12 protein-coding genes are annotated in these 15,253 nt (G+C 68.7%); 11 read left to right on the top strand and 1 reads right to left on the bottom strand.

Annotated elements, in window-relative coordinates; all coding sequences use genetic code 11:
- Nucleotides 1-146: 146 nt before the first annotated feature.
- Nucleotides 147-1,613 (top strand): O-antigen ligase family protein, encoded by a 1,467-nt coding sequence (locus ACPV3N_RS08365; protein ID WP_440116562.1) that lies wholly within the window; start codon nucleotides 147-149, stop codon nucleotides 1,611-1,613.
- Here ACPV3N_RS08365 and ACPV3N_RS08360 read toward each other — a convergent pair.
- On the bottom strand, nucleotides 1,610-3,274 hold the full coding sequence (locus tag ACPV3N_RS08360; RefSeq protein WP_440116560.1) for a right-handed parallel beta-helix repeat-containing protein: 1,665 nt from the start codon (nucleotides 3,272-3,274) through the stop codon (nucleotides 1,610-1,612). The genes ACPV3N_RS08365 and ACPV3N_RS08360 overlap by 4 nt on opposite strands.
- A gap of 63 nt (nucleotides 3,275-3,337) precedes the next feature.
- Here ACPV3N_RS08360 and ACPV3N_RS08355 point away from each other — a divergent pair, with 63 nt between their 5' ends.
- The 10 genes from ACPV3N_RS08355 to ACPV3N_RS08310 all read left to right on the top strand — a co-directional run bounded on the left by ACPV3N_RS08355 (nucleotide 3,338) and on the right by ACPV3N_RS08310 (nucleotide 15,242).
- Complete coding sequence (locus ACPV3N_RS08355; RefSeq protein ID WP_440116558.1) at nucleotides 3,338-4,261, top strand: phytanoyl-CoA dioxygenase family protein; 924 nt, start codon at nucleotides 3,338-3,340, stop codon at nucleotides 4,259-4,261.
- A gap of 164 nt (nucleotides 4,262-4,425) precedes the next feature.
- Nucleotides 4,426-6,633, top strand: a complete 2,208-nt coding sequence (locus ACPV3N_RS08350; RefSeq protein WP_440116556.1) for a GumC family protein — start codon at nucleotides 4,426-4,428, stop codon at nucleotides 6,631-6,633.
- Between the two features lie 5 nt (nucleotides 6,634-6,638).
- The gene (locus ACPV3N_RS08345) at nucleotides 6,639-7,841 is read left to right on the top strand and encodes a tetratricopeptide repeat protein (protein ID WP_440116554.1); all 1,203 of its coding nucleotides are present in this window, start codon (nucleotides 6,639-6,641) and stop codon (nucleotides 7,839-7,841) included.
- A 3-nt stretch (nucleotides 7,842-7,844) separates the two neighbouring features.
- Nucleotides 7,845-8,882, top strand: coding sequence for an N-acetylneuraminate synthase family protein (locus tag ACPV3N_RS08340; RefSeq protein WP_440116552.1), 1,038 nt, complete (start codon nucleotides 7,845-7,847; stop codon nucleotides 8,880-8,882).
- On the top strand, nucleotides 8,872-10,032 hold the full coding sequence (neuC, locus tag ACPV3N_RS08335; protein WP_440116550.1) for a UDP-N-acetylglucosamine 2-epimerase: 1,161 nt from the start codon (nucleotides 8,872-8,874) through the stop codon (nucleotides 10,030-10,032). The genes ACPV3N_RS08340 and neuC overlap by 11 nt, the downstream gene beginning before the upstream one ends.
- Entirely contained in the window at nucleotides 10,025-10,699 is a 675-nt protein-coding gene (locus tag ACPV3N_RS08330; protein WP_440116548.1) for an acylneuraminate cytidylyltransferase family protein, read from the top strand. The genes neuC and ACPV3N_RS08330 overlap by 8 nt, the downstream gene beginning before the upstream one ends.
- A complete protein-coding gene (locus ACPV3N_RS08325) occupies nucleotides 10,696-11,622 on the top strand; it encodes an NAD(P)-dependent oxidoreductase (RefSeq protein WP_440116546.1) in 927 nt (308 codons plus the stop codon). Before ACPV3N_RS08330 ends, ACPV3N_RS08325 begins: the two co-directional genes overlap by 4 nt.
- Nucleotides 11,609-12,886 carry a hypothetical protein gene (locus ACPV3N_RS08320; RefSeq protein WP_440116544.1) on the top strand — a complete coding sequence of 426 codons (1,278 nt, stop codon included), beginning with the start codon at nucleotides 11,609-11,611 and terminating at the stop codon, nucleotides 12,884-12,886. The genes ACPV3N_RS08325 and ACPV3N_RS08320 overlap by 14 nt, the downstream gene beginning before the upstream one ends.
- Complete coding sequence (locus tag ACPV3N_RS08315; protein WP_440116542.1) at nucleotides 12,883-13,938, top strand: glycosyltransferase family protein; 1,056 nt, start codon at nucleotides 12,883-12,885, stop codon at nucleotides 13,936-13,938. Before ACPV3N_RS08320 ends, ACPV3N_RS08315 begins: the two co-directional genes overlap by 4 nt.
- The gene (locus tag ACPV3N_RS08310) at nucleotides 13,935-15,242 is read left to right on the top strand and encodes an O-antigen polymerase (RefSeq protein WP_440116540.1); all 1,308 of its coding nucleotides are present in this window, start codon (nucleotides 13,935-13,937) and stop codon (nucleotides 15,240-15,242) included. Before ACPV3N_RS08315 ends, ACPV3N_RS08310 begins: the two co-directional genes overlap by 4 nt.
- Nucleotides 15,243-15,253 lie beyond the last annotated feature (11 nt).

The following is a 15,253-nucleotide window of genomic DNA, read 5'->3' as shown; positions in this document are numbered from 1 at the left end:
GGAGACCGGGGCGTTCAGCGCGCGTGCGCCTCTAGGTCGACCGGCCCGACATGGCAACGCCAAGGAAAACGGTGCCCCGCCGGTGGCTGCGTTGCAGGCCATCGATCGTTCTGCCATAGGCGCGGGCCGCTCAATCCGGAACGACGATGACCACCCATTACCACCGGCATTCCTGGCGTGTCCGGGCCACATCCTCGCTCGCGCTGCTTGTCGTCATGCTCGTCGCGGCGGCCGCGATGGGCGGCTCGGCGCGGGGCGATACCGCGTCGCTGATCGTGCTGAGGCCGCTGGCGATCGTGCTGGCGATGGTGGGCCTGGCGCGGCTCACGCGCGAAGCAGCGTCCCGCCATGCAGGGCCACTGACGCTCCTGGCAGCGTTCGCGGGGATCGTCCTGCTCCACGCCGTGCCGTTGCCACCGGCGGTCTGGTCGGCGCTGCCCGGACGCGAGATCGTCGTCGAGATCGATCGCGCGGCCCGGCTCGGCGCGGTCTGGCGTCCGTTCACCCTCGATCCATGGGCGGGTTACAACGCGCTGTTCGCGCTGGCGGTGCCGATCGCAGTTCTCGTCCTCGGTGCAGGGCTCGATCAGCGCGGACGCCAGCGCGTCCTGGCGGCGATCATCGCGATCGGCCTTTTCTCCGCGGCACTCGGCGTGTTCCAGTTCGCCAGCGGACCCAACGGCCCCCTTTACCCCTACAGGATATCGAACAACGGATCGGCAATCGGCCTTCTTGCCAACCGCAATCACCAAGGGGTGTTCCTCGGAACGCTGTTCCCGCTGATCGCCGCCTATGCGGCGGTCGTGTTCGGACGCGAGGCGCGCCGCGGCGCAGACGGACGGGTGGCGGGCGACGCCCGGCGATGGGGCGCGGCGGTCGTCGCTGCAATGATCGTTCCGGTGGTGTTCGCGACGAGTTCGCGCGCCGGCGTCGCGTCGGCCGCGATCGGCATCACCGGGGCCATGCTCGTCGCCTGGCCCCACTATCGCCAGGCGGTCCGTTCGGCCGGGCGTTCGACGCGCGCCCATCATCGCAGGGGGGTGGTCGTCAGGCCGTGGTTCAGGGCCACCCTGCTCGGCATCGGCGCGCTCGGCTTCATCGGCTTCGCCGTCGTCGCGGTCGGTCTCGCGCAGGGCAACGCGATCGACCGATTGCTCGCCGACAGCGGCGCTGCCCCCGAGCTACGCGCCCCGATCTGGAAGGCGACGTGGGAAGCGGTTGGATCCTTCTTTCCCCTGGGCAGTGGCGCCGGCTCGTTCGTCGCCGCGTTCCAGATCCACGAGCCGCGCGCGCTGCTCACCCCGCTTTACGTGAACCACGCGCACAACGACTATCTCGAGCTGCTGCTGGAGTATGGCGTGCTGGGACCGGTCCTTGTCGCTGCTGCCGCGATCGTCGTGCTGCGCGACGCGTGGACGGTCTGGCGTGCCGACGGCACCCGCGCTTCGGTGACATTCGCCCGGGCGGCGTCGATTGCCCTTGGTCAGTTCGCCTTCGGCAGCGCGTTCGACTACCCGCTCCGCACCCCGTTGCTGGCAGCGGTCGCTATTGCACTCGTCCTGCTGCTGCGCGCCGGCGCCAACGAGGTGCGCAAGGGCCGGGCCGCCGCCTAGCGCAGTTCCGAACGGGCCCGGGCGAAGCCGGTGGCGCGGATGCCGTCGGCACCGACCAGCCGGGCCCGGTTGCGCACGAGCAGGAGGCCCGCGGGCTTCGTCCAGCGCCCGCCCGGCGCGGCGAGGTCGACGCCCGAAAACCGGATCGTGCCGGTCGTATCCTGCAGGCGGATCGCGGCGGCGTCGTTCGCACCTTGCGCATCCCCGGCATTGCCAGCCGCGACACGCACGTTCTCGAACGTGACGTTGCCGCCGCCGTTGAGGATGATCCCGTTGCGGGCCGTGCCGCCGACTGCGAACCGTCCGCCGCGCACCGAGGCGCCGGCAGGCAGGTCGAGCTCGACCCGGCTGGCGGACGCCACCCGATCGATTCGGCCGACATACGCGGCCTGGCCCGGGTTGCCACCGGCGATACCGATCCATCGGCCGGCATCGTCGGGCTCGAACGCCGGGCGGTTTACCGTGAGGACCGACGAACCGCGGTCGATCGTCGCCCCCCCGCCCTCGAACTGGCGGCCGGTGCGGCGGTCCGTGATCGCGATGTTGCGCAGCAGGATGTCGGAGAAATCCTGCGACAGCACAATACCGAAGATCTCCGGACGGGCCGGGATCAGCAGCGCCGCGGGCGCGCTGCCGGGATCCTCGATCGTCACATCCGAGATCACGCCGTGGCGTGCGCCCACGAGGCCGATGCTGCCCTGCCGCGGCTCGATCGAGCGCAGCCGCTCGAACGCGAACTGCTCGAGCCACGAACCGCGCAGGAATTCGAAGTGGATGTCGCGGTGACACCGCTCGAACCGGCAGTCGGAAATGCGGTAGTTCCGCAAGGCTCCGAGTCCTGTACCCGCGCCGCCGCCACCAATCCCGCCGCCGTTGCCCGAGCCGAGCGCGTAATCGTCCATCCCGTTGAACCTGCAGCCCGTGATCGACACGTCGTTGCGGAGCGGCATGGCCCCCGAGCCTCCGTCGGCCTCGGGCACGGTGAGCGACAGCTCGATCCCGTAGTTGGCAATGTTGTCGAAGACGCAATCGCGCACCGTCACCCGGCCGCAATTGCGAAACAGGAGGCCGCTCTCCCCGCTGTTGAGGATATGCACGCCCGAGACCGCCACGTCGGAAGACCGGCGGGCGAAGATGGCGGCGTTGGCGGGTCCGGAGATGCCGCGGACCGACGCGATCGTAAGGTGACTGTACTGGTTGGGTATGCGGCCAGGGGTGCCGATTGCGCGCGGTCCCTCGCCATTGAGATCGACGGTGCCGCCGACCAGTTCGAACCGGGCGTCGTGCAGGCCGTCGAGGACGAAGATGCCGCGGGATCGGACCCCGGCCGCGCCGTGCTTGACGAGCACTGCCCCCGCGTCGAGCTGGACCCGGATCCCCCGGTGGCGCACGGCGACCTGGTCGACCCGGTACCGGCCGGGGGGAACCCGCAGGACGCCGCCGCCCCCCAGCCGGTCCAGCGCCGTCTGGAATGCCCGGGTATCGTCGCTCCGCCCGTCGCCCCGGGCGCCAAGGTCGCGCACCGAAAGGTCGCCCGGATAGGCCTTTGCGCGGCAGGCTGCTCCGCCCAGCAGGACGAGGCCCAGCGCGCCGTTCACGATCGCGCGGCGGCCAAGCGCAAGCCGCGGGCGAGAGTTTTGAGTGGTCTGAAACATTGTCATACGATAGCAGACCCTCGATTTACCGCGCCTGTCAGCGCGCTCCAGTAGTGATGAACCGTGCCCATGAACGTCCTGCGCCGGAACCTGTCCGATTTCTACCATGTCGCCACGGACCCGCGGCGCCGTGCGTTCGAGCGCCAGCGCCGGATCCAGCAACTCGCCGAGCGGCAAGAGCGTGCCGAGGCTGTCGCACAGAGGCTTCCGCGCGCGGACGACCTGATCGCGCTTGGGGGAAGCGAGGGCGCGGCCGTTGGCGAAGAGCTGGCCCGGCGCGGCCGCGCAGACCTGCCCGACCTGGTCAGTGCTGACCAAGTTCGAAAAATCCGCGATCACCTGGCCGGGCTCCTCGCCCACGACCCCTATCGCCCCGAGCTCGGCCGTTACCGCGCGCCCGAGGCGGTTCCGCCCCAGACCCACGTTTCGCACTACCGCGACGCGGATATCATGCGGGTTCCGCACCTTCTTGAATTAGCCAATCATCCGCGGGTACTGGCGCCGGTGGCGCGGTGGCTCGGCGGGCGCCCGACGTTGGCGGCGCTGCGCCTGTGGTGGTCGACGCCGTCGGGCGACGGCACGCCCGAGCACGCCGAGTTGTTCCACCGCGACGTCGACGACCTGCGGTTCGTCAAGCTGTTCGTCTATCTGACCGACGTGACCGACACCACCGGTCCGCACGTCTTCGTCGATGGCTCGCACCTCGTCGACCGGCTGACCGAGATCCGGCGCTACGAGGACGACGAGGTCGAGGCGGCGTTCGGCGCGGACAATATCCGCCGCCTGGTCGGCCCGGCGGGGACCGCATTTCTCGAGAACACCTACGGAATGCACCGGGGTGTGCCGCCGGTCGCCGGTCCGCGGCTGATATTCCAGCCGCTCTATGCGCTCAGTCCGCTGATTTACGGCCCCCGGAGGCCGGTCATCGATGCGGCCGCTGCCCCGGCCGGCCTCGACCCCTACGTCAACCGGGTTTTCGTGCGCCCCCAATAGGTCTTGCCGCTTCCTGACGCCGCGTCTAGTGCACCCCGCGAATTGGCTTGCGTGACGGACACGGATCCGCTCACGCCTGGTCGCGTGAAAAACATTGCGGACGGGAGTTGCCGGCGGTGGGCGGCGACATGTCTGGCAAGCAGCTGGCTCCGCCGGAGATTTGAATGAACGTCGCTAGCGAAGACATCCGTTTTGGCGGGAGTGCTTCCAGGGATCCGGACGCCTATTCCGGCGATGGCGATTTCGTACCCCCGATCCTGAAGCAGTACTGGGATGCGGTGCGCCGCAGGCGCTACGTCATCATCGCGATCGTCGCCGCTGCGGTTGCGGCGGGCGTCGCAATCACGCTGCTGATGCCGCCGATCTACACCGCGACGACCCAGCTCGAGATCGAGCGTGCGCAGAAACAGGTCACCAACGTCGAAGGACTCGAAGCGCAGACCGCCGCGCAGGACCAGGAGTTCTACGCGACCCAGTACGCGCTCTTGAAGACCCGCCCGGTCGTCGAGCGCGTCGCGCGCGACCTCCAGCTCGAGCGGAACGAGGAGTTCTTCGCCGCGCACGGGGTCGATCCCGACGAGCTTGCCCAGGTCGACACCGCGGCCGCGCGGCGGGCGCGGATGGACGTCGTGGTCGACCTGTTGACGAACAATGTCAGCATCGACCCGGTGCGTACCTCGCGGCTTGTCGGCGTCAGCTACTCGAGCCGGTCGCCCGACCTTTCGGCGCGCATCGCCAACGCTTGGGCGACAGCCTTCATCGCCGTCAGCATGGATCGCCAGTTCGCCTCCACGGCCGATGCCCGCAAGTTTCTCGAGGAACGGCTGGCGACGCTGAAGGAACGGCTGGAGCAATCCGAGCGGGACGCGGTCAACTATGCCGCCGACCAGGGCATCGTCGCGCTCGACCAGATCCGCGACGGCGAAGGGCGTACGCTGGGCAACCGGACACTCGCCGGGACCAATCTCGACGCGCTCAACACGGCGCTTAACGAGGCGATCGCGGAACGGGTCAAGGCACAGGCCGCGCTCGGCAGCGGCGGTGCCAACTCGCCCGAGGCGCTGGCGAGTGCAACGCTGGCCGGCCTGCGCCAGCAGCGCGAGACGGCGGCGGCCGAACGCGCGCGCCTGCTGACCCAGTTCGAACCCGGCTACCCGGCGATCCAGGCGCTCGACGAACAGATCCGTTCGCTCGACGCGGCGATTTCGCGCGAGACGGCGCGGATCGGCTCCTCGCGCAGCAGCGCCTACCGCGAGGCCGCCCAGCGCGAGGCGAGCCTGCGCTCGCAGGTCGAGACCCTGCGCAACCGGCTCACGAACCAGGACCGCGCGAGCATCCAGTACAACATCTACCAGCGCGAGGCGGATACGAACCGGCAGCTCTACGACGCGTTGCTGCAGCGCTACAAGGAGATCGGCGTCGCCGGCACCATCGGGATCAGCAACATCTCGATCGTCGAGGCGGCCGAGGTGCCCACCGCTCCGTCCTCGCCCAACCTTCTGGTCAACATCGCGCTGGCGCTGCTCGCGGGCGGCCTGCTGGCCGGGCTCGTGGTCATCGCGCTCGAACAGATCGACGAAGGCGTGCGCAATCCCGGCGAGGTGCGCCAGCGCCTCGGCATCCCGCTTCTCGGCGCATCGCCGAGCGTCGAGGGCAGCGTCATCGAGCAGATCGAGGACAGCAAGTCCGAACTCTACGAAAGCTACTTCAGCATCCGTTCGAACCTGGCGTTCACGACCGAGCACGGGTTTCCGCGCACGATGTCGGTCACCAGCACGCGGCCGGCGGAAGGCAAGAGTTCGACCTCGCTGGCGCTGGCGACGATCCTTGCCCGCCTGGGCAAGCGCGTCCTTCTGATCGACGCCGACATGCGCTCGCCGAGCGTCCACGTGCTGGCGCAGCTGCCCAACGATGCCGGGCTCAGCAACTACCTGTCGGGCAACGACGACTGGCGCGCGCTGCGCAAGCCGTCGAAGATGGCCAACCTCGAAATCATCTCCGCCGGGCCGATTCCGCCGAGCGCCGCGGAACTTCTCAGCGGGGCACGGCTCGCCACGCTGCTGGCCGAGGCGCGCAGCGATTACGACCACGTCATCGTCGATTCGCCCCCCGTGCTCGGCCTTGCGGACGCCCCGATCATCACTCGCACGGTCGAGGGTTCGGTGCTCGTGGTCGAGGCGGCCGGCCCCCCGATCCGCGGCGTCCGCGCCTCGATCGACCGGATCCGTCAGGTCGGCGGGCACGTGTTCGGGGCGATCCTGTCCAAGGTCGAGCGCGCCGACAGCGGTTATGGCTATGGCTATGGCTATGGGTACGGATACGGCCTGCGCTACGGCGACACCGCGGACGGCGCGCCGGCCGATAGGGCCTGATCGGCGTGCGCGGTCCCGGCCGGTCCGGCACGCTTGCGCGGCGCATCGCCCTCGTCGGGGCGTCGGCCGGGCTGGCCCTGATTGCCGCCTGGCATGCCACCGCGATGGCGATGCACGGCCCCAACCCGGCGCTGGTCGTGGCGATCGACCGGACCAATCCGCTCGCCTTGCCGATGGTGGTCGACCAGCTGTCGGCGGTCGACAAGAAGCCCGGCATGCCGCGGGAAAACCTCCTCGGATTGGTCCGTACCGCGCTGAAGCGCCAGCCGCTGACCCCGCGGGCGCTTCGCCAGCTCGCCGCATGGGAAGAATCGAAAGGCCAGCTGAAGGAAGCCCGTGCGCTGCTTGATGTCGGCGCGCGCGTCGGACGCCGCGACCCGCTGCTCAACATTATGCTCGCCAAGGATGCGGCCCGCGAAGGCGACGGGCCGCTTGCGCTCCGCCACCTCGATGCCGCGCTGAGCACTTTCCCCGAAGCCGACCGCGAGGTCTTTCCGTTGCTCACCCGTTCGCTTGCCGACCCCTCGCTGCGAGGAGAGTTGAAGCGGTACATGGACCGGCCCTGGGCCGAGCCGTTCATGCTCCACGCGGCGCAGAACGGCGAGCCGGAAGCCGTACTCGACCTCGCGCTGTCCGCACCGCGGGTACAGACCTCGACACGGTACGAACGTTTCCGCTCCGAGCTCGTGTCGCACCTCGTCAGCGGCGGCGCGCCCGGCAGCGCGGTCGCCTACGTGCGGAAGGTTGCGCCTAGGCCGGGCGCGCTGGAAGAAGCGAGCGTGACTGCCGCCACCACCGACACGCGGTTCGCTCCCGTTACGTGGCGGCTGCGCAATGCCGACGGACTTTACGTGACGGCCGAGGGCGGCCGGTTCATCGTATCGCTCGACCCCGCGGCCCGGGGGCGCGCGCTCGAACGGGTGTTCGATCTTCCCGCCGGACGGCACGTCCTGTCGGTCGCGTCGGAGGTCCCGGAAGGAACCGACCCCGTGATGGCCACGTGGACGGCCAGCTGCCTGCGCGGACGCGAAAGTGTCCCGCTCTCCTCGCACGAGGGGCGAATCGGATCGGGCACCGTTGCCCTGCCGTTCGTCGTGCCGGCGGGCTGTGACGCGACCGGTCTGACGCTCGACCTCGTCAGCCGCAGCGATCAGCACCCGGTCGAATACGGCATCGTGTCGATCCGCCTTTCCGGGACGGGAGCCTGAGCCATGCAGATCGCCGGCCGGCCTATCGGGAGCGAGCACCCGCCCTTCGTGATCGCGGAAGTCGCCCAGTCGCACGAGGGTAGCCTGGGCAACGCCTTTGCCTTCGCCGAGGTGGCGCGCGATTGCGGCGCCGACGCGATCAAGTTCCAGACTCACATAGCGGCCGAGGAAAGCACCCCGGGCGAGCCTTGGCGCATCCCGTTCAGCAAGCAGGACGCGAGCCGATACGACTACTGGCGGCGGATGGAATTCACATTCGACCAGTGGGCCGAGCTGAAGGCGCATTGCGACCGGCTCGGCATCGTGTTCCTCAGCTCGCCGTTCTCGCTCGAGGCCTGTCGCTGGCTCGACCGGCTCGACGTGCCCGCGTGGAAGGTCGCGTCGGGCGAGATCCACAATCCCGAACTGATCGATCACATGGTCTCGAGCGGCCGCCCGATCCTCGTATCCACCGGTCTCGCCTCGCCGGACGAGGGGATCGCCGCGGTGCGCGAAATCGCCGGTCGCGGCGCGGAGGTCGCGCTGTTCCACTGCACGACGCGGTATCCGACCCCCCCGCACGAGGAAGGGCTGAACGTCCTGAGCGACTACATCGCCGAGCTTTCGCCGATCCCGGTCGGGCTGTCCGACCATTCGGGCACCGAGGCTGCGGGCACGATCGCGGCCTACCTCGGCGCGTCGCTGCTCGAGGTGCATCTCACCCTCCACGAAAAGGCATTCGGCCCAGACGTGTCCTCATCGCTGACCCCGCCCGCGCTCGAGCGGTTGGTGAAGGCGGCGCGCGCGGCCTGGGAAATGCGGATGCACCCGGTCGACAAGCAGACCCAGCTCGGCGACCTGGCGGCGGTTCGCCAGACCTTCACCCGCAGCCTGGTCGCCGCGCGCGACATCGCGCGGGGTGAGATGATCGGCGCCGGGGACGTGGCGTACAAGAAGCCGGCCGGCGGAATGCCCTACGAACGCAAGGCGGACCTCGTCGGTCGCACGGCCCTGCGCGACCTGCCGCGCGACCACCAGTTCGGGGACGGGGATGTCGGTTAGAAAAGTTCTCGTCGCGATCACCGCGCGGCCAAGCTACTCGCGTATCCGTTCCGCACTCGAATGCCTGCGCGACGATCCCGCGGTCGATCTCTCGGTGCTGTGTTCGGGTTCGGCCCTGCTCGACCGCTACGGCCGGGTCAGTTCGCTCATCCGCGCCGACGGGTTCGACGTGATCGAGGAGCTGTACACCTTCGTCGAGGGCGACGACCTCGTGAACATGGCGCTGACAGCGGCGAACACCATCACCCACACCGCAGGAGTTCTGCGGCGCCTGCGGCCGGACATGGTGGTGACCATCGCCGACCGGTACGAGACGCTCGGCACGGCCGTCGCCGCGTCTTACCTCAACATCCCGCTGGTCCACATCCAGGGGGGAGAACTGACCGGCAACATCGACGAGAAGGTCCGCCACGCGATCACCAAGCTCGCCGATCTCCACCTCGTCGCGACCGAGCGTTCGGCGCGCCGGCTCGAACGGATGGGCGAGGCGCCCGATTCGGTCGTCGTGACCGGCTGCCCTTCGATCGACATCGCCCGCGAATCGCTCGAGATGGACCGCTCGCTGGTCGCGGCCGAGATCCAGCGTATCGCGGCGGGGCGCGACCGGACGCTGCGCGACGATTACATCGTCGTGCTCAACCACCCCGAGACCGACACCCACGAGCGGAGCTTCGACCACATGGCGATGCTGCTCGACATCGTCGAACGCACCGGCAAGCAGGCGATCGTGTTCTGGCCGAACGTCGACGCCGGTTCGGACGGGACGTCCAAGGCCGTGCGCATTTTCCGCGAGAGCGGCCGGGACGGCAATTTCGTGTTCGTGAAGAACCTCGAGGGGCACATGTTTCTCGCCCTGCTGCGCGGGGCGCTGTGCCTCGTCGGCAATTCCAGTGTCGGCGTGCGCGAGGCCTCGTTCCTCGGCGTGCCGGTCGTCAACATCGGCGATCGCCAGCAGGGCCGCGAACGCGCCGCCAACGTGCGCGACGTGCCGTGGGATGCGGAAGCCATCGCCGCGGCGGTAACCGGTCAGATGGCGCACGGGCACTATCCGCGCAGCGACCTGTACGGCGACGGCTTCGCCGGTAAACGGATCGCCCGCAGGATCGCCGCGTCCGCCCCGCATCACGTCAAGCGTTTCCACGATGCCTGAACGCGTCGCCGTCATACCCGCACGGGCCGGGTCGAAGGGTGTGCCGGGAAAGAACAAGCGGCTGGTCGCCGGCAAGCCGTTGATCGCGTACAGCTTCGCCTCGGCGATGGCGGCGCGTGCGATCGACCGGATCATCGTTACAACCGACGATGCCGAGATCGCCGCGCTCGCCCGCGCCGAAGGGATCGAGGTCGTCGACCGCCCGGCTCGGATCGCCGGAGACGAGAGCCCGGTGGTCGACGCGGTGAACCACGCCCTCTGCCAAGCTCAAATCGCCGACCCTGCTGCCGTCGTGTTGCTCCAGCCGACCTCGCCTCTGCGAACCGGGGCCGACATCGACGCGGCGCTGGCGCTGTTCGAGCAGACCGGCACTCCCGTGTGCAGCGTCGTGCGGGTCGAGGACGCACACCCGGCACGGATGTACCGGATCGAGGAAGGGCGGCTCGTGCCCGAGATTCCGGCGCTGGCTTCGGCGCGGCGGCAGGACCTGCCCGCGCTCTATCTGCGCAACGGCGCCATCTACATCGTCGGGCCGCAGGAGCTCGCGCGCGGCGAAATCATCTGCGATCCGATGGTGCCCTACGAGATGCCCGCAGACCGCTCGGCCAATGTCGATGCGGAGATCGACCTCGTGGTTCTCGAAGCGCTGCTCAAGGCCGCCCCATGATTGTCCAGGTCCTCGAGCCGGAGGATTTCCCGGGCGAGGCGCGCGAACTTCTCGCCACCCTGGGCGAAGTCGTGCCGGGCGAGATCGACGCCGCGAGACGGAGCCAGGTCGGCGTCGTCTTCACGCGGCTCGCCCGGCGGCTCGATGCGGCGTTTCATGCCGACTACCCGGCCTTGCGCTGGATTGTCTCGCCGACGACAGGTCTCGACCATATCGACCTCGACCATTTCGCCGCGGCGGGTGTGGGGGTCATTTCGCTGCGCGGCGAGACTGCGTTTCTCGACACCATCCACGCCACCGCCGAGCACACGCTGGCCCTAACCCTCGCCCTGCTGCGCGATCTGCCGGGAGCGGCCGCCGCGGTCGCCGCTGGCCGGTGGGACCGGACCCGGCACAAGGGCCGCGAACTCTTCGGCAAGACAGTCGTGCTGCTTGGCTACGGGCGGATCGGGCGGCTGGTGCATCCGATTTTCGAGGCGTTCGGGTGCCGCGTGGTCGCGCATGACATCGTTGCGGGCCGCGTCCCGGCCACGCTTGCCTGCGACTGGCCCAGGGCGCTGACAGGTGCCGACATCCTGTCGGTGCACCTGCCGCTGAACGGGGAGAGCGCCGGGTTCGTCGACGGCGCGCTGCTCGACCGCCTGCCTCCGCGCGCGATCGTGGTGAACACCGCGCGCGGGGCGGTCGTCGACCAGGAGGCTCTGCTCGATCGGCTGGAGGACGGGCGCCTCGCGGGCGCGGCTCTCGATGTGCTGGCGGGGGAGCCCGAACCACTCGACGGTGAGCTCGCTGCGCGCATCGCAGCGCTTGGTCCGCGACTCGTGGTCACTCCGCATATCGGCGGGTACACCTGGGAATCGCTCGACGCGGTCGAGATCTTCGTCGCCCGCAGGCTCCTCGAGGCGATCGATGCTGCGCGCTAGCGCCCTTTATGTCACCCGCCGCTTCGAATCGCTCATGGCAATCGCGAACTTCGGCGCGTCGAGCCTGTACTGGCTGGCGATCGCGTTCATCGTGAGCGTGAGCGACTACGGCGTCCTGATGACCGCGCAGGCGGCGATCCTCCTCGTGGTCGCCCTGTTCACCCTGCGCACGCACGACATGGTGTTCTTCCTGTCGGGCACGCACGGATATTCGATAGGGCATGCCTGGCGGGCGGCATTCACGATGGAAGTCGCCGCGCTCGCGCTTTGCCTTGCCGCCGGAAGCGCGGTGATCTTCCTGGTGGCGTCCGACACTTTTCCCAGTCGGGCCGTGGCGGCGCTGTTCCTGGCCCTTTCGGCGACAGTCATCTTCCAGCAGGCGTCGATCGCCAAGCTGAGGCGGCTCGAGCGGCTGCGCACGATTCACGCCGCCAACGGACTCATGCTCGTCCTCTGGGCGCTGGCGCTCGTCTGGCTGGCGCTCGGCACGCACGGATCGCTTGGCGATTTCCTGGTCGTCGGAGCCGTGCCGCTGGCCGGCCGCTCGCTGATTCTCGTGGTCGGCGCGCTGGCCGCTCGCGATCCGGGCGCCACGACGACGGGACCGACCGATTGGGGACGCGTCGTTCGATTCGCGGTCAGCGGGCAGGCGGTCAACTTCGTCAAAAACGGTGCAACGTCGATCGAAACGACAATCCTGGCCATCTTCGTCCCTCCGGCCCCGGTCGCGCTCTATCGTCTGACCAAGTCCGCCCAGGGCATGGCGACCGCGTTCAGCAACGTGGCCTTCCAGCAGGGTTCGGACTCGATCGCGTCGGCCTCCGCGCCCGGTCATCGCCGCGACCTGCTCCGGCGGCTGCGTCTGCGCGGGCTGCGGGGCTCGCTGGCGACCTATCCCTTCGCGGCCGCTTTCGCCGCCCTCTACGCATGGTGGAAGCCTGACGTGGGGATGGGCGAGTTCCAGCTGATCATGGCGGTCTCGTTCGTGGCGATGCTGCCGCAGATCATGCTCCAGGGCGCCTTCATCGTCCTTTCGCTCGCGGGCCGGCACGCACGGATAAACGCGATCTATCTGCTCTCGGCCGCGGCGCTGGGCCTGTTCAGCTGCGCACTCTTCGTCGTGCCGTCGATCTGGGTGTTCCTTGCCGGCCTGACTGCGGCCAACGTGCTGCGCTGGGCCCTGCTCGAACGGGCCGCGATGACCCTTTTCCGTTCGGAACAGGGATCGCCGCCGCACGCCCCGGTGGGGGCCGGCGCGGCGTGAGGCTCTTTCTGTTCGCCATCGGTGCCCGGGACCGCGCGAGTTCGCGGTTGAGGGTATGGGACCACCTCGACTGGCTGCGTGGGCAGGGCCACGCGGTCGAGTGCGACAGCCTGACCCCGCGGATGAGCGAACTGACCCGTGCCGGACTTGCGGGGCGCATCATCGCGCGGTTGCCGCGCTGGATTGCCGCGTTCTTCCGTGCCGACGCGATCGTCATCCAGGAAACGCTGCTGCTCTGGCCGCTCGTCCCCTTGCGCAACCTGGGCAAGCGCCGCCGCCTCATATTCGACTTCTCCGACCCGGTGGACCGGATCCACGCCGGACGAGGGGCCCTGGCGCGGCTGCGGGCGCTGGCATTCGACCGGATGGTGCGCGGCGCCGACGTCGTGATGGTCGAGAACCGGCGATACGAGGCGAGACTTTCGGGACGGGCGCGCCGGATTGCCCACCAGTACGGACCGGTCGATGCCGTGCGTTACGCGCAAGGCCGGGACCAGGCGCGGTCACGCGCGCAGGGCGCCGGCCAGTCCGGGCTGCGCATCGGCTGGACCGGCAGTCCCGGCACCTATCGCTTCATCGCCCCGCTGATCCCCATCATCGACAGGATCGCCGCCGAGGTGCCGATCGAGATCGCGCTGATCGGCGTCAAGGCGGTCCCCGAGACGGTCGAGCATGCGAGGCTCACCCTGATCGACTGGACCGAAGGCGGCGAGTTCACCCAGGTTCCCTCGTTCGACCTTGCGCTGTTCCGTCTCGAGCCGACCGAAGATGCGCGGTGGCGGGGCGCGGGCAAGCTGTTCATCTACATGGCATCGGGCGTCCCGTTCCTTGCGACGAAGAGCGGAATCGCGCATGACGCCATGCAGGAATCGCGGGTCGGCTTCGCTGTGGCCGATGACGCGCACTGGGAGCAGGCGCTCCGGACCGCCATCGCAGACGGGGAAGAACGGAAACGCATGTCGCAGGCGTCGATCGCATTCGCGCAAGACCAGCTGTCGTACGAACGCTATCGCACCCAGCTCGCCCGGCTCATCGAAGAGGGCGCGGCATGATCGCGGGACTCGTCTCGTTCGTCACGGTGATCTTCTGCCTCGCGCTGGCGCGGCTCGCGTGGCGCTGGTGGCCCAATTACCTGAACCCGGTGGTGATCGGCATTTTCGCCTGGATCCCGGCACTGGTGATGATCAACTTCCCGCAGTTCTTCGTCTCGGCCATCTACATCCACCAGAATCGCCCGTTCAGCTGGCTCGTCTACCTGGCGATGGCGATCGCGTTTATCGGCTTCTGGGCCGGGTGCGCGACGATCAAGGCGCTGACCCAGCAGCGCGTGTTCCAGCGCGACGCGTCGCGGCGGACGCTGACGATCGACCCCTTGCGTCTTCTCGCTCTCTACGCGCTCGGCGCGGCCATCTTCATCTACGGGTACCTGACGTCGGGCCTGCTCGACATGGCCTATATGGACGAACAGCAGGTGGCCGAGAGCCGGCTGGCCCTTCACCTCGGCCCGATCAGCTTCCTCAATCTGCTGATGGATATCGGCGCAATCGGGTTCTTCGCGCTGTTCCTGCAGAAGCGGAAATGGATCTACGCACTGCCGCTGCTGTTCGCGCTCGTCCTCTACAGCGGCACGCTGCAGAAAAGCGCGATCGTGTGGATGCTGACGGCGGCGATTTTCGTGAGCGCGCTCTACCCGCGCGCGTTCTACGAACTGCTGCTGCGCAAGGCGGTAACCCAGATCCTGCTGGTGTTCATGGGCGTCGGGTCGCTGGTGGTGCTGGCCCTCACCAACACCGCGCGGGGCATCACGGCATCGACCTTGACGACGGCATCGAGCCCGTTTCTCGAGCAGTTCTACATCTACAGCGGCGCGACAGCGATCAAGAACCTGTCGGTGACGATCGAGGGCTACCTGCCATCGGAGGGACCCACCCTCGGCGCGTACCTGATCCGCACGATCCTGTGGAACCTGGTCGACCGCGAGATCTTCGATTCGGGGCGCTATTTCGAAGGCGTGAACGCGGCGACCTACCTCAACAACGCGTGGATCGATTTCCGCTGGCCGGGGTTCTTCATCGTTCCGTTCCTGACCGGTGCCGCGGTGATGCTCTACCTGCGCTTCGCGATGACCGGGCGCCTTGTCGGCCTGATGTTCGGGGCGGTCGCGATGCGGGCGGTGATCTTCTCGATCGGGACCGACATCATCTTCGAACCGGTGACGTGGTACATGCTGATCCTCGCGATTGCCGCGGACCTGTTCGTCCAGCAGCGCGGCAAGGAACTCGCCCGCAGGCTCCCGGCGGCACGGACCGGCGTGCGCCCACCGCAGGGCCGGTCTGCGCCGCGCCCGCGCGCATGACCGCATCAGGC

This window comes from Tsuneonella sediminis (assembly GCF_051912845.1).
Classification (GTDB): domain Bacteria; phylum Pseudomonadota; class Alphaproteobacteria; order Sphingomonadales; family Sphingomonadaceae; genus Tsuneonella; species Tsuneonella sediminis.
Note: the sequence above shows the minus strand (reverse complement) of the source record. Positions and strands in the feature narration are given on the sequence as shown.